Annotated in this window: 19 protein-coding genes; 4 read left to right on the top strand and 15 right to left on the bottom strand. The window is 63.2% G+C overall.

The window, feature by feature from the left end; genetic code table 11:
• The 4 genes from QZ540_RS04885 to QZ540_RS04870 form a co-directional block, all read right to left on the bottom strand.
• Window positions 1-581: hypothetical protein (locus QZ540_RS04885; RefSeq protein WP_294628150.1), on the bottom strand; the 581-nt coding region annotated here is incomplete at its 3' end.
• Between the two features lie 396 nt (window positions 582-977).
• Entirely contained in the window at window positions 978-1949 is a 972-nt protein-coding gene (locus QZ540_RS04880) for a Ppx/GppA phosphatase family protein (protein WP_294628148.1), read from the bottom strand.
• A 266-nt stretch (window positions 1950-2215) separates the two neighbouring features.
• Window positions 2216-5050, bottom strand: coding sequence for a type I DNA topoisomerase (gene topA, locus QZ540_RS04875; protein WP_294628146.1), 2835 nt, complete (start codon window positions 5048-5050; stop codon window positions 2216-2218).
• Between the two features lie 340 nt (window positions 5051-5390).
• Window positions 5391-5996, bottom strand: a complete 606-nt coding sequence (locus QZ540_RS04870; RefSeq protein WP_294628144.1) for a pyridoxamine 5'-phosphate oxidase family protein — start codon at window positions 5994-5996, stop codon at window positions 5391-5393.
• Here QZ540_RS04870 and QZ540_RS04865 point away from each other — a divergent pair.
• Together QZ540_RS04865 and QZ540_RS04860 are read left to right on the top strand one after the other, a co-directional pair.
• Window positions 5995-7755 carry a methyltransferase gene (locus QZ540_RS04865; protein WP_294628142.1) on the top strand — a complete coding sequence of 587 codons (1761 nt, stop codon included), beginning with the start codon at window positions 5995-5997 and terminating at the stop codon, window positions 7753-7755. The two genes, QZ540_RS04870 and QZ540_RS04865, sit on opposite strands and share 2 nt — an antisense overlap.
• Before the next feature lie 2 nt (window positions 7756-7757).
• Window positions 7758-8306, top strand: a complete 549-nt coding sequence (locus tag QZ540_RS04860) for a pyrimidine dimer DNA glycosylase/endonuclease V (RefSeq protein WP_294628140.1) — start codon at window positions 7758-7760, stop codon at window positions 8304-8306.
• Window positions 8307-8501: 195 nt separating this feature from the next.
• Here the strand turns inward: QZ540_RS04860 and QZ540_RS04855 are convergent, their stop codons facing one another.
• The 6 genes from QZ540_RS04855 to QZ540_RS04830 form a co-directional block, all read right to left on the bottom strand.
• Window positions 8502-8651, bottom strand: a complete 150-nt coding sequence (locus tag QZ540_RS04855) for a luciferase (protein WP_294628138.1) — start codon at window positions 8649-8651, stop codon at window positions 8502-8504.
• 41 nt (window positions 8652-8692) lie between these two features.
• Window positions 8693-9337, bottom strand: a complete 645-nt coding sequence (locus QZ540_RS04850) for a cation transporter (protein WP_294628136.1) — start codon at window positions 9335-9337, stop codon at window positions 8693-8695.
• The gene (locus tag QZ540_RS04845; protein WP_294628134.1) at window positions 9334-9693 is read right to left on the bottom strand and encodes a helix-turn-helix transcriptional regulator; all 360 of its coding nucleotides are present in this window, start codon (window positions 9691-9693) and stop codon (window positions 9334-9336) included. Before QZ540_RS04845 ends, QZ540_RS04850 begins: the two co-directional genes overlap by 4 nt.
• Window positions 9694-9888: 195 nt before the next feature.
• Window positions 9889-11001: an LLM class flavin-dependent oxidoreductase gene (locus tag QZ540_RS04840; RefSeq protein WP_294628132.1), complete on the bottom strand. Its 1113-nt coding sequence runs from the start codon at window positions 10999-11001 to the stop codon at window positions 9889-9891.
• A gap of 259 nt (window positions 11002-11260) precedes the next feature.
• Window positions 11261-11758: a GyrI-like domain-containing protein gene (locus QZ540_RS04835; protein ID WP_294628130.1), complete on the bottom strand. Its 498-nt coding sequence runs from the start codon at window positions 11756-11758 to the stop codon at window positions 11261-11263.
• Window positions 11758-12669 (bottom strand): rhodanese-related sulfurtransferase, encoded by a 912-nt coding sequence (locus tag QZ540_RS04830; RefSeq protein ID WP_294628128.1) that lies wholly within the window; start codon window positions 12667-12669, stop codon window positions 11758-11760. The genes QZ540_RS04835 and QZ540_RS04830 overlap by 1 nt, the downstream gene beginning before the upstream one ends.
• Window positions 12670-12835: 166 nt before the next feature.
• Here QZ540_RS04830 and QZ540_RS04825 point away from each other — a divergent pair, with 166 nt between their 5' ends.
• Window positions 12836-15616: a DEAD/DEAH box helicase gene (locus QZ540_RS04825; protein WP_294628126.1), complete on the top strand. Its 2781-nt coding sequence runs from the start codon at window positions 12836-12838 to the stop codon at window positions 15614-15616.
• A gap of 106 nt (window positions 15617-15722) precedes the next feature.
• On the opposite strand, the gene QZ540_RS04820 is transcribed toward QZ540_RS04825, so the two are convergent.
• The 5 genes from QZ540_RS04820 to QZ540_RS04800 all read right to left on the bottom strand — a co-directional run bounded on the left by QZ540_RS04820 (window position 15723) and on the right by QZ540_RS04800 (window position 20567).
• Complete coding sequence (locus QZ540_RS04820; protein WP_294628124.1) at window positions 15723-16319, bottom strand: Rv3654c family TadE-like protein; 597 nt, start codon at window positions 16317-16319, stop codon at window positions 15723-15725.
• Window positions 16306-16713 (bottom strand): TadE family type IV pilus minor pilin, encoded by a 408-nt coding sequence (locus QZ540_RS04815; protein WP_294628122.1) that lies wholly within the window; start codon window positions 16711-16713, stop codon window positions 16306-16308. The genes QZ540_RS04820 and QZ540_RS04815 overlap by 14 nt, the downstream gene beginning before the upstream one ends.
• A 189-nt stretch (window positions 16714-16902) precedes the next feature.
• On the bottom strand, window positions 16903-17544 hold the full coding sequence (locus QZ540_RS04810) for a DUF4244 domain-containing protein (protein ID WP_294628120.1): 642 nt from the start codon (window positions 17542-17544) through the stop codon (window positions 16903-16905).
• 128 nt (window positions 17545-17672) lie between these two features.
• Window positions 17673-18899 carry a type II secretion system F family protein gene (locus tag QZ540_RS04805; protein WP_294628119.1) on the bottom strand — a complete coding sequence of 409 codons (1227 nt, stop codon included), beginning with the start codon at window positions 18897-18899 and terminating at the stop codon, window positions 17673-17675.
• A 42-nt stretch (window positions 18900-18941) separates the two neighbouring features.
• Complete coding sequence (locus QZ540_RS04800; RefSeq protein WP_294628118.1) at window positions 18942-20567, bottom strand: CpaF family protein; 1626 nt, start codon at window positions 20565-20567, stop codon at window positions 18942-18944.
• Between the two features lie 208 nt (window positions 20568-20775).
• Between QZ540_RS04800 and QZ540_RS04795 the strand changes: the two genes are divergently transcribed.
• Window positions 20776-22785, top strand: coding sequence for a bifunctional 3'-5' exonuclease/DNA polymerase (locus tag QZ540_RS04795; protein ID WP_294628116.1), 2010 nt, complete (start codon window positions 20776-20778; stop codon window positions 22783-22785).
• Window positions 22786-22867: the final 82 nt, after the last annotated feature.

The following is a 22867-nucleotide window of genomic DNA, read 5'->3' as shown; positions in this document are numbered from 1 at the left end:
TCATCTACCATCGCATATCTCATGCGCGCCACATTTCTAACAGGGGAAGAGATTACTTTATTCAACCGTTCGCGAACTTTTATAGGGGCATATTTATTTATTATTTTAATGTACTCATATCGGGCTACTTCTTCCCAGCTAATAACAGTCCCAAAAGTTTTAGAAATTACATACGTGACACGAACTAAAATAATCGACAACAAAAACAAAACTACAGTAACAATGGGAAAAAGTAAAACTAAATACCTTGAATCAGAAGGGACGCTATCAGGATTCCAAATAAGCGAGAATGAAACATTTACAAGATCAATGCAATATATAATATATTTAATCGACACAAAAGCCAGAAAAATATATAGAATAAACTCAACCAACATGGAGGCAAGAGTTTTAAAATTTGGTAGCGACCTTATGTCGCCCATCCATTGCCCCACAATATAAGAATCGGGAATTTTCAACAACCTCTTCCGAGCCTGAATATCATGACACTCAGAGAGTACTTTTTGCTCCCACGATAAACGCTCTAAAGCAATTTTGCGGGCCTCTTCAATATCTCTATACTCTGGTGAGACGATTGCCAATGCGTCTACATTTTCAAAATTAACAAGATCCTTATAAGCCTTAGAAATTTCTAAAAGCTCCTTGTACCGGGCTAATTCAGGCGGCTTAGAACGCTTGGAAAATCCATCTGTTTATCAGCCCTACGGCCATTCCACCACGCGATAAGATATGGGCTAGCAAAGGTAGCCAGAGGAACAACGAATACGGGCCAGAAACTATTTAGTGTAAGTACATTTTCGATTCCCTCAGCTAGCACCTGCGCTAACAGTAGTTGGTTCGTCATCGGTGATTGTTCCTTTCCTACATCTTTGTCGGCGGGTTATATACAAAAGAAATGCGGTGACCCCGCAGGCTGTGCCCATTACACACCAGCCTGCGGGGTTCACTTGCGGCTATTCGCCCACGTCACGCACCGGTTACGCACCCAGGAGGGTCTTCGGGTTGACCGGAGTACCCGTACCCTCCGCCAGGTGCTCAATACGCTTCAGGATCAGGCCCTCACGCAGCGCCCACGGGCACACACGCATCGTCTCAACCCCAAACGCCTCCATCGCCGCCTCCGCCGCGATAGCGCCCGCCAGCATCTGCTCCGCACGCGCCTTCGAAACACCCGGCAGGTCAGCACGCTCAGACACCGTCATCGCCTCCATGCGACGAGTCCACAGGCGCAAATCCTGCAAATGCATCTCACGCTTCACATGCGGGCCCGCCGAATACGGCGCCGCACCGCAAATACGCGCCAACGAACGGAACGTCTTCGACGTACCCACCGTCATATCCGGCGTGCCATACTGCAACAGGTTCTCCGCCACCGGGGCGATCTGCTCACGCACATACTTACGCAGACGCTTCACCTGCTTCGGCTTCGGCGGCTGCACATCAAAAAACTCACGAGTCAGACGACCCGCACCCAGCGGCACGCTCATCGCAGCATCAGGCATGGCGTTCGTACCAATCGAAAACTCAAAAGAACCGCCACCAATATCAAAATCAAGGATGCGGCCCGCGCCCCAGCCCTGCCAGCGGCGCACCGCAAAGTACGTAATCGCCGCCTCCTGGTCACCCGAAATACCGTTCAGGCTCACACCGGTCTGCTCACGTACCTGCTGCAGCACTGATGCGCCATTACCCGCCTCACGGATAGCGCTCGTGGAGAACGCCAGTAGGTCCTCCGCCTCATTCTCAATCGCGAAATCGCGGGCACTGGTCACGAAGCGGGTCAGCGCGTCCGCGCCCTCCTGCGAAATGTTGCCCTCAGCGTCGAGGTACTGCACGAGCTGCAGCGGAATCTTATGCGACGCGTACGGTTCGGGGCGCGCTCCAGGGCTACCGTCAATCAGCAGCAGGTGAACCGTATTCGACCCGACATCCAGAACTCCCAGGCGCATGGTGCGCTCCCCTCCCCCGCCCCGCGGCGGGATATTGTCTGTGTGCGGTACCGCAGGTGCGGCGCCTCTTCCAGTCTGTCAGAGGCGCGGCTCACTCCGCAAACAATCCGGGCGGATGCCCAGCATCAGCACAGCACGGGCATAAAAACACAGCACGAGCACAAAAACGCGCCCGGCTTCAAAAGCTAGGGCACGCAAAAGGCGCAGGAGGCGCCCCTCCCCCGCGCGGGGGTTCGGGACGCATCCTGCGCCTTCAAGCAGAAACGCTACTCGGCGGTCTTCTTTGCCGCGGTCTTACGAGTGGTCGTCTTCTTCGCGGTAGTAGACTTCGCCGCAGTCTTACGAGTCGTAGTCTTCTTAGCAGTGCTAGTCTTCTTGGCGGTCGTGGTCTTCTTCGCGGCGGTCTTACGCTTGACCGGGCCCTTCGCACGCTTGTCAGCCAGTAGCTGCACCGCACGCTCGTGGGTCAGCGACTCGACCGACTCCGCACGCGGAACCGTAATGTTCGTAATACCGTCGGTGATATACGGGCCAAAGCGGCCGTCCTTCACCACGATCTTCTTCTCGCTGACCGGGTCCACGCCCAGCTCCGCCAGCGGAGGCTTAGCCGCCGCACGACCGCGCTGCTTCGGCTGGGAGTAAATCTCCAGCGCCTGCTCCAGCGTAATCGTGAAGATCTCATCCTCGCTGCCAATCGAGCGGGAGTCCGTGCCCTTCTTCAGGTACGGGCCAAAGCGGCCGTTCTGCACGGTAATCTCCACGCCCTCAGCGTCGGTACCGAGCACGCGCGGCAGGCTCATCAGCTGCAGCGCCTGCTCGAGGGTCACGGTTGCCAGGTCCATGGACTTGAACAGGGACGCGGTGCGCGGCTTCTCGGGCTTCGGCTTCTTCTTCGGCTTGGGCTTGCCGTTCTTGTAGTACTCGGTCGGCTGCGCGTCCAGGTACGCCTGAATCTGCTCCTCGGTCATCTCCTCGATAACCTCGGTGACGTAGGGACCGAAGCGTCCGTCGCGAGCCACAATCTGGCGGCCGGTGGCGGGGTCCACGCCGAGCACGCGACCGTCGGACTTGCCCTGTTCGAGCAGTTCGCGTGCCTTCGCTTCGGTCAGTTCGTCCGGTGCCAGGTCGGCGGGTACGTTCGCGCGGACCGGTTCGGTCAGCTCGCCGGTCTCGGTGTCGAGGGTGCCTTCAGCCTCCAGGTAGGGGCCGAACTTACCCACACGCAGCACAATGCCGTCCGCAATCGGGATGGAGTTGATGCTGCGGGCGTCAATCTCGCCGAGGTTGTCGACGATGGGCTTCAGGCCGCGCTTGGAGCCGCCGCCGAAGTAGAACTCACCCAGCCACTCGACGCGGGACTCCTCGCCGCGTGCGATGCGGTCGAGGTCTTCTTCCATCTGCGCGGTGAACTCGTAGTTCACGTAGGGACCGAAGCTGGATTCGAGCAGGCGCACCACCGAGAACGCGGTCCAGGACGGAATCAGCGAACCAGAACGAACGTTCACGTATCCGCGGTCCATGATGGTCGAAATAACCGCCGCGTAGGTGGACGGGCGGCCAATGCCCAGCTCGTCCAGGGTCTTCACGAGGGAGGCCTCGGTGTAGCGCGGGGGCGGCAGGGTCTCGTGACCGGCGGGCTCAATAGCCTCGGCGGTCAGTTCCTCACCGGTGGTCAGGTTCGGCAGGCGCTTCTCAGCGTCCTTCGCCTCACGCTCAGCCACGCGGGATGCGTCAACGCCCTCCTCGTAGGCGGCGAGGAAGCCGCGGAAGGTGATGACGGTGCCGGATGCAGCGAACTCGGCGTCCTGGCCGTTAGATGCCACGGCGCCCAGACGCACGGAGGCGGTGGAACCGGTCGCGTCAGCCATCTGGGAGGCGACGGTACGCTTCCAAATCAGCTCGTAGAGGCGGAACTCGTCATTGGACAGGGCGCTGCGCACAGCGTCCGGGGTGCGGAAGGTGTCACCCGCGGGGCGGATTGCCTCGTGGGCTTCCTGCGCGTTCTTGCTCTTGGAGGTGTACACGCGCGGTGCGGAGGGCACGAACTCTGCGCCGTACAGCTCGGATGCCTGGCGGCGTGCGGCGGAGATAGCCTGCTCGCTCAGTGCCACCGAGTCGGTACGCATGTAGGTGATGTAACCGTTCTCGTAGAGGCGCTGCGCCACCTGCATGGTCACGCGGGAGGAGAAACGCAGCTTACGTGCGGCTTCCTGCTGCAGGGTGGAGGTGGTGAACGGCGCTGCCGGGCGGCGCTTGTACGGCTTGGTCTCAACGGAGCGCACCGAGAACGCGGCGGACTGCAGGGCTGCGGCGAGCGCGCGGGCGGCTTCCTCGTTCAGGTGGGTGACCTTGGAGGTGTTGAGGGTGCCGTTGTCTGCGAAGTCCTTGCCGGTGGCGATCCGCTGACCGTCTACGGCGACCAGCTTGGCGTCAAAGCCCTCGGAGGCTGCGGTCAGGAAGCGTCCGGTCAGGTCCCAGTAGTTGGCGGCAACGAATGCCATGCGTTCGCGTTCGCGCTCAACCACGAGGCGGGTTGCGACGGACTGCACGCGGCCTGCGGAGAGGCCGCGGCCGACCTTGCGCCAGAGTACGGGGGAAATTTCGTAACCGTAGATGCGGTCGAGGATGCGGCGGGTTTCCTGTGCGTCGACCAGGTGCAGGTCGATGTCGCGCAGTTCGCCGAAGGCACGCTGAATGGCTTCCCGGGTGATTTCGGGGAAGGTCATGCGGTAGACGGGTACCTTGGGCTTGAGGACTTCCTTCAGGTGCCATGCGATGGCTTCACCTTCGCGGTCACCATCGGTTGCCAGGTAGAGCGCGTCTACTTCTTTGAGCTTGCGCTTGAGTTCGGCGACCTTTTTCTTCTTGTCGGGGTTGACCACGTAGTAGGGTTCGAAGTTCTCTTCAACGTTGACAGCGAACTTGCCGACGGGGCTCTTCTTGAGGTTCTCGGGCAGTTCGGAGGGCTGCGGAAGGTCGCGGATATGGCCCATGGACGAGTCGACAAGGTAGTCCTCGCCGAGGTAGCTACTGATGGTTTTGACCTTGGAGGGAGACTCCACAATCAGCAGGGCTTTTCCGTTCTTTGCCTGAGCGGGCACGGCACTCCTCTATCTGTGTGTTGAAAAGCTACGTATTCAACCATAACCTACGCTGGCGCTTGTGGGCGCCGACTGGTTGTGGTGTACGCGGGTGAGGTGATCGGTGGGGGTGTAGTTTATGTTGGGTTGATGTGGTGCGCTCGGTGCGTTTCATGCGGCGAGCGCGCGGTGACCCGGCGCGAGGCGAGCTGGCACGGTTCTGGTTGATGAGGACCGGGCGTGTTGAGCTTGCATGAGCGCGCAGGGTACTCGGTACATCATACGGTACCGGAGCGGTGGTGTGTGCACGGGGTACATGGGGGCGGGTGCTGGGGCGCACCGCACCCGCTCACCTGCGTTTCTAGCTGGTGAGGGTGTCCGAGTCGGGATGGGTGCCGTCCAGGTATGCGGGCAGCAACGGGTATTCGCGACCGTACACGGTCTGCGGCGCGATGCGCACCCACTGCATTTCGTGGGTTTCGGAGTCGGGCAGGTCGAAGGTGCGCACAATCTGCGGGGTCATTTCCGGCGGCAGCCAGTGGGCGATACCGACCACGATGACGGAGCGGATGCCGTCTTCGAGGGTTTCGTCGATTTCGAAGGCGACGCGGCGGCTGACCACCACGGAGGAGAACTTGTTGCCGCGGGTGGTGCGGATATAGATTTCCTGCTTGTCGTCTTGGCTGGCGACGGCGTAGAGCACGGGCAGCACATCGACGTGCTGGCCGTCAGTGAGGATGAGGCGGCCGAGAGTGTTCGCGTGCAGACGCTCCCAGCACTTGTCGACGCTGATGCTTTCATCGGGGTACAGGTTACTCATGGTTTCAGTGTATGCGATGGGGTGGGCACTCTTGCGGTAAGTGACGGTTTTGGTCAGTGGGTGGGTCGAGGCTGTGTCATTGCGCTGCCGCCTGTACGCGGTGGGCGCGCCCGGGCAGATGCGGCGGGTGCGTAGAATGGTGTGCATGACTATTTCTGCCGCCACTTTCGCCCCCGAGTACGCCGCCGTTGCGGATGCTCCCCGCAGCGATGATTACGCCCGTCTGACCCGCATCCGTGAACGCCTGCTGGCGTTGAATTACAGCTATGACGCTGTGCAGGAGCTGCTGGGTGTTGAGGCGGCTGAGGCGATGGCTCGTGACCAGGTGGTTCCGGGCCTGTGGCGTGTGGAGCATGTTCTGCGCGGCGATTACAGCGCAGGTGAGAAGAACCTGGCGCGCCTGCTGGCGTTTTTCTTGCTGGCTCGCCCGCTGACTGAGGCTGAGGCAACCGAGGTTTTTGCAGATACCCTGGTTGATTTCGAGAATGCCGCGCTGATTGAGCGCGATGCGGCAAATCGCTGGACCGCCAGCGTTGACCTGCGCCCGCACGCCGCCGACGACGGCACCGAAATCTTTGTTGCCGCCGACCTGGGCGCGCATCAGCGCCCCGGTGTACTCCGTAAGGATCATGTGCTCGGCATCGGTCACGCCTCCCTGACTCTGGCGCAGATTACCGAGCGCACCCCCGTCAAGCGTGCCCTGGATGTGGGTACCGGCTGCGGTATTCAGACTTTCCATCTGCTCGCCCACGCCGAGCATGTGACCGCTACCGATATTTCGGAGCGTGCCCTGGCCTTCACCCGCTTTAACCTGATGCTGAACGCGCAGGCGCTCAACATTGACCCGCAGAACCCGCAGGCGCGCGTGAGCCTACGCATGGGTTCCCTGCTGGAGCCGGTCGCCGGTGAGCTTTTTGACCTGGTGGTATCGAACCCGCCGTTCGTGATTACCCCGCGCGTTGCCGGTGAGAGCGCCGAGGAGCAGTTCACTTACCGTGACGGCGGTCTGCCCGGTGACGAAATTGTGAGCACGATGGTGCGTCAGCTGCCGTCGGTGCTGGTGCCCGGTGGCCGCGCGCAGATGCTGGGCAACTGGGAGATTATTCGCGACTCGGCGGACCCGGAAGCACCGCGTCCGTGGGATGAGCGTCCGCGCGCCTGGGTTGCCGACGGTGGTGCGGAGGCGTGGTTCATTCAGCGTGAGGCGCTGACCCCCGCCTCCTACGCGGAAACCTGGCTGAAGGATGCGAGCGAGAACCGCGACCGCAGCCACTACGAGCAGACCTATGTGGCGTACCTGAACGACTTCGCTTCCCGGAACGTTCATTCTATTGGTTTCGGCATGATTTGGCTGCGCCGCCCGACCGAGGCGACCGCGGCAGGTGCGACCGATCCCCTGCAGCGTTTCGAGGAGATCACCTACCCGATTCAGCAGCCCATCGCCCGCGCCCTCACCGAGTCCGTGCGCCGCTACGACCGCCTCGCCGCCATGGACGATGAGGCGCTCCTTACCGCACACCTGGAGGTCGCCGAGGACGTCACCGAGGAACGCCACGGCCGCCCCGGCGCCGAGCATCCCAGCGTCATTTTGTTGCGTGCCGGTTCGGGCCTGTGCCGCACCCAGCTGCTCTCCACCGAGACGGCGGGTTTTGCGTCGGCGAGCGATGGTGAGCTTGCCGTGGGTCAGATCGTGGCGGCTCTTGCTATGCTGCTGTCCTGGCCCGAGTACGACGAGGCTGCCGCCACGGCACGCGGTACGCAGGAGCAGCATCCGCGCGATACCCTGCTGCACTCGGTGCGCGAGCTGGTGCTCAAGAGCTTCCTGCACTTTAGCGACGAGCACGCGGGCGCAGAATCGGCTGGCGAAAATGCCGCTGAGGTACATGCGGCAGAAGCGCAGGGCTAGGCGTGCGCATTTGGTCCCTTCACCCCTGTCTGCTCGATCGGCGCGCCCTGGTCGCCTGCTGGCGTGAAACTCTGCTGGCGCAGAAGGTGCTGCGGGGTCTGACTCGCGGGTACACGAACCACCCGCAGCTGATTCGTTTTCGCGCGCATCCGCAGCCGCTGGAGGCGGTTGCCGCCTACCTGTCCGGGCTGGCGGATGAGGCGGATGCCCGCGGCTACTCGTTCAACCGCGCACTGATTGGCGCGGGCGAAGACGATGCGGGCAAAGATAGCACAAACGAAAATAGCGCAGGCAAAAACGGTACCGATAAAAGCTGTGCTGACAAGGCAGAAAATCCGTACGCTTCGGTCGCGCCGATTCCCGTTCATCTCGGCCAGTTGGAGTACGAGCTTGCTTTCCTACAGCACAAGGTGGCTGGGCGCGACCCCGAGTGGGAGCACCAGTTGAGCGAGCGCCTAGCGGCGCGCGGCGAGCTGGCGGCGTGTGCGCATCCGCTTTTTGAAGTGGTTCCGGGCGCTATTGAGCCTTGGGAAAAGACAAAGGACTTTTAGACAGAAGGATTTCTAAGAGCCTGAGCATAGCGATGCCCCGGCGGAACCCCTTGCGGGTGCCTGCCGGGGCATCGCTGTATGTATGGCTCAGCTGTATGGGAGCAAGCATCTCAGCGCGTCATAGAGCGCTGGAAACAGCTTGGCACCGGGTCTTTACCCCAGGACCTTCACCTCATGACCTTCACCTCAGGACCTTTACTTGGTGGTCAGCGCGGGCTTAATTTCCTTCACGATTGCATCAAGCATCTTCAGGTTGAAGTCCACACCCAGCTGCAGTCGACCCGCCGCAATGAGATCGGCCATGGCGGCAAGTTCAGCCATGTAGAGCGGGTTTTCGTGGCGCATGTCTGGATTGCAGCACTGGCTCTTCAACGTCGGGCGACGGGTCAGTCGTCTTCGAGGTCCTCTAGCACTTCGAACGGCGACTCGACGTCGCCGCGCCAGGCCTCCAGGCCTTCGCGCACCGCGAGCACCGCCACGACCAGCGCCGCGACCGAGTCAGCCCACCACCAGCCGAACAGGCTGTCGAGGACGAGGCCGATGAACACTGCACCGGAGAGGTAGATGCACAGGATGAGCTGCTTGGCGTCGGCCATCACGCTCTTGGAGCCCAGCTCCCGCCCGGTGCGGACCTCAATCCACGCCAGCAGAGGCATGACGACCAGGCTCAGCGCGGTGATACCGAGACCCAGCGGGCTGCGGTCGGGGCCCTCCTGGCCGACCAGGGCCAGCACCGCGTCAATCGAGACGTAGGCCGCCAGCGCGAAGAACGCGATGCCGATGGCCTTGACGGTGACCGTTTCCCACCGCTCAGGGTCCTTGCGGGTGAACTGCCAGGTGATGGCCGCGGCCGAGAGTACCTCGACAACCGAGTCGAGCCCGAAGCCAATGAGCGCCGCGGACGAGGCGAGGACGCCTGCCCAGACTGCGACGATTGCCTCGATTACGTTGTACGTGATCGTGAAGCCGACGATGAAGCGGACGCGCCGGTGCAGCATCGCGCGGCGCGCGGCGGTCAGGGTCTCGCTCATGCTCCCGCCGCCGTTCCACAGCAGCCCGACACCGAGCATGCCGGGTCGATGCACGGCGCGGTCTCGTCCACCGCGAGCGTGACGTCGATCAGGGACGTCAGTGCCGCGGCGAGGTGCGGGTCGGCAATCTCGTAGCGCGTCTGGCGGCCCTCGGGCTTGGCGACGACGATTCCGCAATCGCGCAGGCAGGTCAGGTGGTTGGACACGTTCGAGCGGGTCAGCTCCAGCTCGCGCGAGAGCACGGCTGGATAACTCGGGCCGCCGAGGAGGGTCATCAGAATCCGGGAACGTGTCGGGTCGGCCATGGCGCGGCCGAGCCGGTTCATGACGTCGAGGTGTGAAGCAATAGTCAGCATACGATGACTATACAGTGATAACTGACCAATTGTCCACTTGTGCGGGCTGCCGCACGTGCTCCGCGCCCTTGCCCTCGGGAGGCGGCAGAGTTCGCGCTCATCAGCGACCACCGCCCATCACGGAAGCGACGGCGGCACGCTGGCGCGAAACTCTGCTAGCGCAGAAGGTTCTGCGGAGTCTTCACCTCAGGGGCTTTACTTAGTGGTCAGCGCGGGCTTGACCTCCTTCACGATTGCGTCAAGCATCTTCAGGTTGAAGTCCACGCCCAGCTGGTTCGGGATGGTCAACAGCACGGTGTCCGCCGCCTGAACCGCCTCATCACGGGCGAGTTCTTCGGCAATATCCGCCGGGTCACCAATGTAGCTACGGCCAAAGCGAGAGAAGGTGTTGTCGATAATGCCGGTGTAATCCTGCGAATCCTCCGCGGCGCGGCGACCGAAGTAGCGTGCCGAGGTTGCGCCAATCACCGGCAGCACCGAGCGGGAGACCGAAACACGCGGAACACCGGCGTGACCTGCCTTCGCCCACTCGGAGCGGAAGAGGCGAATCTGCTGCGCCTGCTGCTGATCGAAAGGAATACCCTTATCTTCCAGCATCAGGGTTGAAGACATGAGGTTCAGGCCCTTCTGCGCGGTCCACACGGCGGTGCTATCGGTGCCCGCGCCCCACCAGATGCGGTCGCGCAGGCCCGGCGACTGCGGCTGGACGGGGGCGTACTTGCCGGGAACGCGAGCGCTGGGCGCCATACCCTCGCCCTCAATTGCCTTGAGGAAAATGTCGAGGTGGCGGCGCGCCATATCGCCCTCGTTTTCGCCCTCTGCCGGGTAGTAGCCGAAGCTCTCAAAGCCGCGGATGACGGATTCGGGCGAGCCACGGGAGACGCCGAGCTGCAGTCGACCCGCCGCAATGAGGTCAGCCATAGCGGCAAGTTCTGCCATGTAGAGCGGGTTTTCGTAGCGCATATCGATCACGCCGGTGCCAAGCTCGATGCGCTCGGTCTTGGCGGCAATTGCGGAGAGGAGCGGGTAGGGGGTTGCCTGCTGCTGGTCGAAGTGGTGCACGCGGAAGAACGCGCCGTCCAGGCCGATGTCTTCTGCACCTACCGCCAGGTCGATGGCCTGGTGCAGGGACTCTGCCGCGCTGGGTACGCGGGAGCCGGGGACCTCAGCCCAGTGGCCGAAGGAGAGGAAGCCGAGCTTCTTCTCCTCACCGCGCATGGGTTCGAGGTGGCTAATGCGAATGGATTCGTCGAGCTGCGGATCGAATTGCGGAGTGCCGGGGTTAGTGGGGGTGGTGGGGGTGCTCATGGTTTTTTCCTTTGTGGTTACGCTCGGGTTCGTGTAGTGCCGGGCTGGTGGTTTAAATCTAAACCCAGATACTTTACATGTCAAGTATTTTGTTTCGGAGTATTACACGCAGGGCACCGCCCCTCCGCTTTCGCCGCACGTTCACCCCCGCCAACCCCAAAAAGGGCACAGAAAAGCCCGGCGGCACGAACACATCGCACCACCGGGCCCTTCCATTCAACAGTTAAAACTGCAACTAAAACGACAGAAACAAACTGCCCTAGGAACGCTTCGCCAGCGGAACCCACAGCTCCATACGGTAATCAGCCGCCTGCATATCGCCGCGACCATACACCTCAAGGCCACCCACCGGGCGGTACTGCGGATTCTTCGCGAAGAACGCCTCCTCAAAGCTCGCAAAGCCAGCCGGAATGGACTCCGAAATCGGGCCGGTCACCTCAACCACCGCGTAGGTGCTCGCAGGTAGTTCCAGCACGCCCAGACCCAGCTTCGCCGCGCTCGCCGGCTCCGAAACCAGGAAGCCCGCAGTGTAGCGGACCTGGCCCTTCGGGTTCGGCTGAGTGCACACGCCCAGGTACTGGGTCACCTTCAGAACATCCAGCATCGCCGGGGACGCCTTCTGATTCAGCTCATCCCACAGCGAGGAGAAATCGCCATCCAGGGGGAATACCTGCGAAACGCCGGCAACGACCATCGCCGGGTGCTCCTCAATGCGGGGCTCAGAAATCTGAACCGCGCCACCCTTAGAGGCTTCCATTAGGCGTTCGCCTTAGCAGCTTCGCGGTCCACCGAGCACTCGGGCACGCAGTGGCGCTTCGCGTCATCAGCTGCACACTCAGGGCAGAGCAGAACCAGCTCGCGGCAGGAGTCGTTGGAGCAGTTCTCGAACTTATTCGAGGGGGCGCCGCACTGTTCGCACTTGCCGATAGTGACAGTGTCCGGGGTGAACTCCATGTGCATGCGCTTATCGAAGACGTAGAGCGAACCCTCCCACAGGGCCTTGTCGCCGTACTTCTCGCCGTAGCGCACGATGCCGCCGTCGATCTGGTAGATCTCCTTGAAGCCGCGGTTCTTCATGAGCGCGGAGAGAATCTCACAGCGAATACCGCCGGTGCAGTAGGTGACGACCGGCTTGTCCTTAATGTGGTCGTACTTACCGGACTCGATCTCGCGGATGAAGTCGTGGGTGGTGCGCACGTCGGGAACGATAGCGTTCTTGAACTTGCCGATCTTCGCCTCGAACGCGTTACGGCCGTCGAAGAAGACCACTTCGTCGCCGCGCTCTTCAACAAGCTTGTTGACCTCTTCAGGCTTCAGGTGCACGCCGCCGCCAACGACGCCGTTCTCGTCCACCTGCAGCTCGTCGGGAGCACCGAAAGCCACAATCTCGTCGCGAGCCTTCACGGACAGGCGGGGGAAGTCCTCCGCGCCACCCTCGGACCACTTGAACTCCATGTTCTTGAAGCCGGGGTACTTGCGGGTTTCCTTGGTGTACGCCTTGACCGCGTTAATCTCGCCGCCGAGGGTGCCGTTAATGCCGTGCTTGGAAATGAGGATGCGCCCGCGCAGGCCGAGCTTCTCGCAGAGAGCACGCTGCCAGAGCATGACCGCCTGCGGGTCGGCGATGGGGGCGAACTGGTAATACAGAATAATCTTATTTTGAGCCACGAAACTATTTTATCGTCATATACGCCTAACGCATGCAGATTTTTTGATATGTGCGCGCTGACTACGGGGGCGGCGGGGCTGGGGTGGTGCTGAGGCGGGTTTGAGGAGGGCGTTTAGGGTGCGCCAGTGACCGGCGGCAGGTCGGGTTTTAGCCCGCCGCTCTACAATGGAACCCATGCCGCACAGCACCCCTTCGCAGAATCCCAACCAGCACCCCGAACAGCAGCCCGCGCACCAGTCTATACACCAACCTGACCAGGCGCAGGGGCAGTCTGCGGCGTGCCCCAAAACGCTGCGCTACCGCGAGCTACCCGCGAGCGCACAGCAGGTGCTGGCATCACTGTTGCCGGAGGCGGAACGCACCGGCACCCTGCCCGAGCAGGTGACCCATATTCACACCGTTCCCGCACGGGAGGCGAGCTACGCGCCGTGGCCACAGTGGTTGCATCCGCGCGTGGTGGAGGCTTTCGAGTCGCTCGGCGTTGCCGAACCCTACGCCCACCAGGTGCAGGCGGCGAATGCCGCCCACGCGGGCCTTGACGCGGCACTGGCGGCGAGCGCGGCGCGCTACGGCTGGCAGGCGGGGCGCATCGAAGCTGAGCGTATTGAGGCTGGACACGCTGAGGTATCGGTAAAGAGCGCAAGTAGTGGCGGGCACGTGATTGTGGCGACGGGTACCGCCTCGGGCAAGACCCTGAGCTACCTCATGCCTACCCTGGACGCTATCTACCGTGCATCCTGTGGCGAGCCAGTGAGCTCAACTTCCGCGTATTCCGGGGCGGAAAACCTCAATAATAGAGCGAACGTTCTCTATATTTCCCCGGCGAAGGCACTCTCTGCAGACCAGCTCACCGCCCTCACCTCCTACAACCTGCCCGGGCTCCACGCGGCAAGCTACGACGGCGACACCCCCGTCGGTGAGCGCCGCTGGATCCGCGAGCACGCCAACTTCATCCTCACCACCCCGGACATGCTCAACTACTCCATTCTGAGCAACCACCGGCAGTGGGCGTCCTTCCTGCGCGGGCTGCGCTACGTAGTGCTCGATGAGGCGCACAGCTACCGCGGCGTCTTCGGCGCGCACATCGCCAACCTGCTGCGCCGCCTGCGCCGCGTCTGCGCGCTCTACCGCACCGTACCCGTGTTCTACGGCGCCTCCGCGACCAGTTCCAACCCGGTCGAGTCTTTCTCCAAGCTCATTGGCGTGCCGCAGCAGGCAGTCACCGCCGTCACCGAGTCCACCTCCGCGCGCGGTGAAACCACCGTCGCGCTCTGGGAGCCCGAATTCATGCCGCCCAAGGCGCAGGATCAGCTCGCCAAGGGCGCCCGTAGCACCCAGCAGCAGGCGGTTCAGTCGAAGGCAGAGCAGGAGGCGCCGCGCCGCGTATCCCCCGTGGAACAGGGCGCACAAATGCTCACCGACCTGGTGCTTTCCCGCACCCGTTCGCTGGTGTTCGCCGGTTCGCGCCGCAGCGTAGAAATCCTCTCGCAGAAGACCCAACGCTACCTCGACGAGGTAGAGGCGGGACTCTCCCACCGCGTCGCCGCATACCGCGCCGGGTACACCCCCGAAGAGCGCCGCGAACTCGAACGCAAGCTCCGCAACGGCGAACTGCTCGGCCTGGCGAGCACCTCCGCACTGGAACTGGGCATCGACATCTCCGGGCTGGACGCGGTCATCGTGGCGGGCTGGCCGGGTACCCGCGCCTCCTTCATGCAGCGTGTGGGCCGCGCGGGGCGCAGCGGCCAGGATGCGCTCGCCGTGCTCATCGCCGACGACAACCCGCTCGACACCTACCTGGTGCACCACCCGGAGGCGATTTTCGGGCGGGAGGTTGAGGCGACCGTATTCGACCCGACCAACCCGTACGTGCTCTCCCCGCAGCTGTGCGCCGCCGCGCAGGAGGCGCCCATCCGCGCCGAGGAGCTGAGCCTGTTCGGGCCGCACACCGCCGCCCTGCTGGATCGACTGGTACAGCAGGGGTACCTGCGTCGCCGCCCGGACGGCTGGTACTGGACGCACGCCGAATCAGCCGCCGACCTGGTCGATATTCGCGGCACCGGCGGCGGACCCTACCAGCTCATCGACGCCGAAGACGGCACCCTCGTCGGCACCATGGACGCCGCGCACGCCATGAGCCAGGGGCACCCCGGCGCAATCTACATTCACCAGAGCGCGCAGTACGTGGTCGAGTCCCTCAGCGAGGGCGAGCGCGTGATTCTGCTCAGCCGCGTCTACCCGGACTACTACACGCGCGCCATTGAGAGCACTGAGGTGCGCATTCTGGCGGAGCGTGCGCGGGTCAGCTACGGTGCGCAAACCGCTGTTGGAGAAGCGGATCCCGGCGAGCTTGCTCCCAGTGAGCCTGCTCCCGAAACCGACGCGCAGCAGCTCGCCCCGCTCACCATGCACCGCGGGCAAGTTCAGGTCACCGACCAGGTCACCGGCTACCGGCGATTCTCCGTCTACGGCGGCGAATACCTGGGCGAAGAGGCGCAACCTATGCCGCCGGAAGTGCTCATGACCGAGGCGGTCTGGTTCACTTTCGAGCCCAGCTACCTGTTCGGTGCGGGCGTGACCGAAGAGGACAGCCCCGGCACCCTGCACGCCGCCGAGCACGCCGCCATCGGGTTGCTGCCGCTCATCGCCACCAGCGACCGCTGGGACTTGGGCGGACTCTCCACGCTGCTTCACGTGGACACCGGCAGGCCCACCATTTTCGTCTACGACGCCGCACCCGGCGGCGCGGGCATCAGCGAACGCGGCTTCAACGCAGTTCAGCAGTGGCTAAGCGCCACCCTCGAAGCCATCGAAAGCTGCGGATGCGACAACGGCTGCCCCTCCTGCGTGCACTCGCCCAAGTGCGGCAACCGCAACGAACCACTCAGCAAGCACGGCGCGCGGGCGCTCCTGACGGCAATGTTGCGGAGCATGGCGGAGGCGTAGGGTACTGCGGGAGGCACAGAACGCGCCGGGGCGTAGGGCGGGGCTGGTGGCGCAGGGGCACAGGCTGTGCAGGCTGGGATGATAACTCCCGGTCGAGGCAAATAGCCTAGTTGGCGGGGTTTTCCGGTTCTGCTGGACTTTCTGAATCAGCTGGGTTTTCTGGGTCGGCTGGGTTTTCCGGCTCGGGAGGTTCGGGCGCCGAGTCCCGCTCGACCCCCAGCTCTTCCTCCAGCTCGGCGACCTCATCGGGGCTCAGCTCCTCCGCACTCCCCGCCGCCGCGCGCTCTTCTTCGGGACGCTCTTCTTCGGGGTGTTCAGCTCCCGCGCGGGCACGCACCCTCGCCGGGCCCAGCACACCCATGGGCCCTGAGACGGGGACGGCGACCGTCACCTCCACCGTTTCGGGGCGATCCGGAAAAGTACAGGATTCCAGGTGCGCGCCGTGGCGTTCGGCAAGATTCGCCGCAACCGCGCACGGGTCACCCTCGGTAAGCCCGCGGTAGGCATCCGCCGCGGCGAGCGCACTCAAATCTGCGGCGGCGGACGCCCTGCGATTCGCGGACACCACCCCAATCAGCCCGGCAATCACCACGGTCAGAACCAGCAGCGCGGCGATAATCGCGAGGGCGAGAACGGTACCGCTACCCTCTTCGGGTTGTTCTTCCGCCGGGCAGATAAGAGCCGTGTTTTTATTCACCATCATTGCCGGTGCTTTCTTCACTGTCAGCACTTTCTTGAGCGCCACCGCCGCCTTCAACGCGGGCGTGGGCGTCCGCTCGCAGCACCCAGCCGGTCGCCGAGCCAATCACGCCGGGGGCGGGGCGGCTCACCCGCACGTGCACCTGCCGGGCGCGCCCCTCCCCTGTATCAACTGTGCTATCAGGAGAAACGGAAATCTGCACGCTCTGCGCCGGGTCGATGCGGCTGACGGCGGAGCGAATCTGTGCCTCGGAATCTCCGCGGGCGGCGGCACGAGCAGCCGTCCGGGCGGACTCCTCCACCTTGAGTTGCGCAACCCCCGTGGAGGCGGCACCCAGGCAGAGGGCGAGCACCACCGTCACGGCGGGCAGGGCGACCGCAAATTCGGCGGTAATCACGCCCTCCTCTACGGGACTCTTGCGCGGGGTTGAGTGTGCCGGTTCCGCCCCGGTTTTCCCTGCGGGTCGAGCGCACCAACAAGCACCCAAATTCGCATGAGCGTTCATTCTTTATTCCTCCTTTCTTGCCCCATTTTTCGGGGCGCATAGCACCTAGAGCCAAACTCCACAGCGGGGTTTCCAAAGGCTTTAGAGCAGTCCCGTATTACCCGCAATGGATAGCGCATTACGCACAATATCCAGGAGCATGGAACGCACCTCATCGGACTTGAGAATCAGCACCAGCAGACCCGCAAAGCCGACCGCCGCGAGCATCACAATGCCGTACTCCGCGGTGGAGGCGCCCTCCTCCGGATCACCCGCGGGGGCACGCTCAGCGGGCGCCTTTTCATCGCCTTCAGCGGGCACGTATTCGGCACAGCCGGGCGCGTGCTCACCCAGGCTGCGGCAGGTCGCGCCACATTCGTCCAGGGTGCAGCCCTCGGCGAGCGCGCGGGCAATGGTCAGCGCCTGCTCGGGGCTCAGGCGGTCGGTGTTCATATCAATCTCCATTTCGTGAGGGTCAATCCTGGGACCGGTGTGGTTATGCTCAGCACCGGTGGAAAGTTCGGTATCGGTAAAAAGCTCGGGGCATTCTTCGCGCAGCTGTTTCATGGTCGTTGCGATGGCAACGGATAGCGGCACGGGACCCAGAATGGTCTGGGTTTCAGCGCCCTGTACGGCACCGGGCGCGGCGGGCTGAATCTCAGCCGGAGCGCCAACCGGGGCAGTAACCGGAGTACCACCCGGGTGCAGGTCATGGCGGATTGCTTCGCAGAGGGTGTTCGTCATTGGTTTTCCTTTCGTTGTGCCCCGGTCATTCGGGGCGGGGTGGGTGCTCGTCTGCATTCTTGGCAGAAGGGCGAGGATCTAAACTTTCGGCATTTCAGCTAGTCAGTAGCTCTTATGGGCTTGCTTCTTTAGCTAGTCAGCGTGGGTAGCAGCGAAATGAGGATGGGCACAATACCCAGGCAGATAAAGGCGGGCAGCGAGCACAGCCCGAGGGGTACCACGAGCGCCACGGAGAGCTTTCCGGCGGCGCGTTCTGCCGCGCGGCGCTCGCTGAGGCGGTGCGCATCTGCAAGAGAGAGTAGTAGCGCCGTGCTGGGTGCACCACCCGTGTAGGCGGGAGCGAGCGCATCCCGCAGCTCGCCGAAGGTTCCCGCCGCAGACCCAGACCAGGCACTCCCCCAGCCACTGCCCACCTGGAGGCGCTGACAGACCGTGTGCAGCGGTCGGCTGTTGAGCGCCTCGGCGAGAGTGCCCAGGGCGGCGAGCGGTGCAAGCCCGGCGCGTAGCTGCGCGGCGAGCAGTTCCAGCACCAGGGCGGTATCAACGGGCGGCACGTTCGCAATTTGTTCGGCGCCATCACTTGCCGCGCTCTCCACCTCAGCCCGATGCACGAGCACGGCGGTCCAGCGTCGCCCGGCGAAGGCAAGCCCCAACCCGAACAAGCCGGTGAGCGCACCGAGAATGGAGCCGGTCAGCACGCCCACGGGGTCGCTTCCCATGAGCACTCCCAACCCCAGGCCGAGCAGCGGTAGCCAGGAGAGGATTCTGCCGGTGGCGCGCGGCGCGGCGAGGGCGCTCTGCCTTCCCAGGAGCGCGTCGATGCGTTCTTCGGCGTGTTCGGCGGCGCGTTCCAGGCTCGTGGCGAGCGGAGCACCGGCACTCTCGCTCATACGCAGACTCAACTGCAGGTCGTGCAGGCGTTCGCGGCTGTGCGGGCGCATCCGGGTGTTGCTTTCGAGGAGCTGTGCGCAGGCGAGGTGCGCGGGGGCACCCCAGGAGGTGACCGTGGCGAGTGCCTGCGTGAAGCGGCGGATGTCTTCGGCGCATCGCTTGTGCCCGTAGTCTTCGGAGAGGGGCGAGGAGCTTCGCCCTCGTCGGGGGCGGGTGCCTTTCTTCGCGGCGGTTTTCTTCGCGAGCATTTTCCCAGTGCCCGGCACCGGTTCGCTCTCCCCGAGCTGCCCGGAGCCCGGGTTGGCGTGCACCGCCTCCTGCAGAGGAATACCGGCGCGCAGGTTCAGGGCGAGGGTGCGTAGCATGAGCGGCCACATGCGCATTTCCTCGGCACTGGCGGGCCCGGCGATACACTCAACCCAGCGCTCACGAAGGCTTCCGCCGCTCTTCTCTTTCTGCTTCATTGCTTCCTCCTTTCACGTTTTCCGTTTCCCCCATTTCGGGGACTAGTACCCAACATTGGATTCGACAGAAATGCGCCTGACCTGCAGGTACTCTTCACTCCCCTCAACTGCGGGGTGCAGACTGTAAATACCCTCGATGCGGCGGCGTCCGTCCCGGTGTTCTAGGTGAATAATGCGTTCAAAAGCCGTCGCCGTATGTAGAGCGACCGTTCTACTATCCAGTCCAGCGAGCGCACCCAGGGCGCACAAACGCAGGGGCACCGCCTGCGCACTATTGGCGTGCAGGGTCGTTCCAGCACCGCGGTGGCCGGTATTCATGGCGGTCAGCAGGTGCACCACCTCCGCACCGCGGCACTCACCCACGACGAGCCGATCCGGGCCCATGCGCAGCGCCTGCACAATGAGCTCACCCAGCCCAATTTCGCCGGCACCTTCGGAGTTCGCGGCACGGGTTTTGAGGGCGATCACCTGCTCATGTTGTGGCGCGAGTTCCGGGGTGTCTTCGAGCAGAATGAGGCGCTCCTGCGGCGTACACAGACCCAGCAGGGCGTTGAGTAGCGTGGTTTTGCCGGTACCGGTACCGCCGCTAATCAGGAACCCGCGGCGTTCGGCAATCATGCGGCGCAGGTAGGCGGCGGTCACCTCATCGCACAGCCCCGCGGTCTGCAGCTGCGCCAGGGTGGGGCGCTCGCGGGCGGGCAGGCGAACGGATAGCCGGGTGCGTTCACTCAGCGGCGGGATAATCGCGTGGATTCGCCGACCGTGCTCGTCGCTGATGTCAGCCGCCGGATGCGCGGCGTCCAGCTGCCCGCCGTGCCTGCGGATGAGCCGCTCGGCAAGGTCGCGCACGCGCCGTTCATTGCCGAGGCTCAGCGCTACGGGGCGGGTGGTTCCGTTGATGCCCACCCAGATGTCGCAGGGTGAGTTCACGTAAATATCGGTGATGGTTCCGGCGCGTTGCCCCTCGTCGAGGAGCAAATCCAGAGCGCCGAGGCCGTAGAGTTCCGCGGCGAGGTAGCGCAGCGCGGTCTGCCGGTTGACGGGCACATATTCCACGCTGGGGTAGCTCCAGGAGGCGGGCGTGGGCGGCACAGTTTTGGGGCGGATTCTTCGGGGTTTTGCTAGACCAGTTCCGTCTGTGCTCGCGTTCCCCAGAGCATTCCCCAAGGCATTCCCCGGGTATCCGCCGTCGATGGCGCAGATTGCCTCGTCCACGGCGTTTTCGAGAATCTCGCGGAGGGGCTGGGAATCCTGGAGCAGTCCACCGCTCGCACCACTCGTTGCGTTTACGCTGCCCGCGGGGGCCGCACTGCCCGCGGCGATTGCACCCTCTGCGGGCGCGCGCTCCTCTGCCTTCTCGACACCGGCGCTGAACCCGGCGCCAAATCCACCGCTAAAACCGTTCAGGGCGATAGCGCTCATCTGCGGCGAGCGCAGGATTAGCTCGCGGGCGTGCAGGGCGACGGCGCGGGCGCGGTAGTCTTCGGGGATGAGCAGTGCGGGCAGTGAGTGCGCACCGGTATTCTGGGCACCCGCATTCTGTGCGCCCTGTCGATTCGTTCCCTGCGCCTGCGTGCTTGGGCTCTGCGTGTTTAGACTCTGCACGGCGCTGGTCGGGTAGCCATTGGGACTACCAGTGTTGCTGGCGGGATTGCTGGTGGGGTTCATGGCTCTAGGAGAGCATTGCGCCCGCCCCGAATTTTTATGAGAATGAGCGTTCTGTGGATAACTCCTCGCGCACCCCGAAATATCCACGATGCACGCACCTCAAACGAACAAAACGCACGCATCCGGCGCTTTTATGACAAACCACTCGTACATTCTGGTGATAACCACGCACCACCCGTTCTACCGACACATCCTCGATAATGGAAGAATGTACGTTCTGCTCAGTCCTGCCACCGGCGCGGGTATTACCGCCCAGACCGGCACCCCCGCGCACCCGGTCACGTCGGCTATTGCCGCGGGTGCGTCCCCGCGCGGTGCTCAGCCGGTGACCTCGTGGGGTGCTTTTCATTTTTCGGCGCCGACCGCTGAGCAGTTGCAGGACCCGACCTTTATTCCGCGGATTACGCGGGCGGATCGGGTGAGTGCGGCAAATCTTCCGGCGTATGTGCGAGAGGTAGAGCGGCAAGCGGCAGATTCGGCGCAGGCGCGTTTTCCCCGCTGGATTTGGGCTGATACCCGCCACGTTGACCCACTGCTTCTGCGCCGCGGGGTGCGGGTGCATCTGTGCCATGATTTGCGTCTGGTGCAGCGAATTTTGGCGACTGCCGCTACGCATCCGAGCGGTTTTGTGGAGTACAGCTCGGTGCTAGATCTTTCTGATGTGCGTGAGGCGGTGGAGCCTCAGGGGTATCTGCCGGTGGCGCGGCAGATTCAGGGCCAGGAGGAGCTGTTCGGCACTGATTTTTTGAGTGCTCCCGCTACCTCTTCCGCCGCACCCGCCGATTCCTCCCCCACCGATTCCTCCCCGAATTTCCTGGAGGCGGCGCCTCATGAGCCTTTTGCCCCGCAGTTGGCGGCGGGCCCGGTGACTCTGCTGCCGGAGCATCCGGTGGTGCGTGTGCTGATGCGTGAGTGGCTGGCGCAGGCGCGCGCTATTAGCGAGTCGAGGCACCCGGAGCGGTTGCGTCTTTTGGCGGCGGCGGAGTCTGCCGGTGCGCTGGTGGCGGCTGAGATTGGTTATTACGGCATCCCGTTTAATGTGCAGGCGCATCATGAGCATCTGTGCGAGTTATTGGGTCCGCGTCCGGTGCCTGGGGAGCGTCCGCAGAAGATGCAGGAGTTGGCGGAGCAGATTCAGCGCATGCTGTTTATGCCGTCGTTGAACCCGGATTCGCCGCAGGATCTTTTGCGTGCTTTGCAGTCTGCGGGGGTTTCGGTGAAGTCTACGCGTTCGTGGGAGTTGAAGAGTTGGGCGGAGGCGATTCCGGCTCAGCGGGAAAAGCGTTGGGCGCTGATTGACCCGATTTTGCGCTATAAGAAGCTGTACCGTATTTGGACTGCTAACGGCTGGACGTGGGCTGATACCTGGGTTTCTGAGGGTGCGTTCCGCCCGCATCTTGAGGTGGGCGGCGCCGCGACGGGGCGCTGGGGTGCTTCCGGCGGTGGTGCGTTGCAGCTGCCTGCGGAGATTCGTCAGGCGGTGCAGGCGCCGGAGGGTCAGGTGCTGACGGTGACGGATGGATCGCAGATTGAGCCTCGTATTCTGGCGGCGTTGAGTCGTGATGAGGCGCTCGCTTCGGCGGGTCGTGGCGCTGACCTGTATGCGGGTATTGCCGAGTTGGCGCGCCTGAAGGGTGTGGGTTTGACGGAGCGTTCCCACGCGAAGGTGGGTATGCTGGCGATTATGTATGGCGGCCGCAGCGGTGAGATTGGTGCCCTGTTGCCGCATGTGGCGGCGCTTTTTCCGCAGGCGATGGACTTTACGGAGCGTGCCGCGCGCATTGGTGAGGCGGGCGGTCAGGTGACGACTTTTTTGGGTCGTACCTCCCCGCCGGTGGATGAGCGTTTCCGTGAGATTGTGGCTGATCGGTCTTCGCCGGCGGCTGAGTCGCGTGCGGTGTCGACTGCACGTGCGCACGGGCGTATGACCCGCAATTTTATTGTGCAGGGTACGGCGGCTGAGTGGGCTCTGTGCTGGATGGGCGCGGTGCGTTCTCGCCTGTTGTCGGAGCGAATTTTTGGTATGCCGATGCGCACCCGCATTGTGTATTTTTTGCACGATGAGCTTCTGCTGTGCGGTCCCGAGCTGGAGGCGGATCGCGTGGAGCGTATTGTGCGTGAGGGCGCTGCGGAGGCGGCACGTCTGCTCTTCGGTCGGGTGCCGGTTGATTTTCCGGTGTCGGTGGCGCGGGTGCGCAACTACGCGGACGGCAAATAATCGGCGGTAAATAATCAGCCGCACATAAGCGGCACCAGATCGGAAGAGCGTCGTGTAGGGAAAGAGTGTTCAGAGCCGTGTA

Source organism: uncultured Rothia sp., assembly GCF_916049665.1.
Lineage (GTDB): Bacteria > Actinomycetota > Actinomycetes > Actinomycetales > Micrococcaceae > Rothia.
This window is presented reverse-complemented; position numbering and strand designations above follow the sequence as displayed.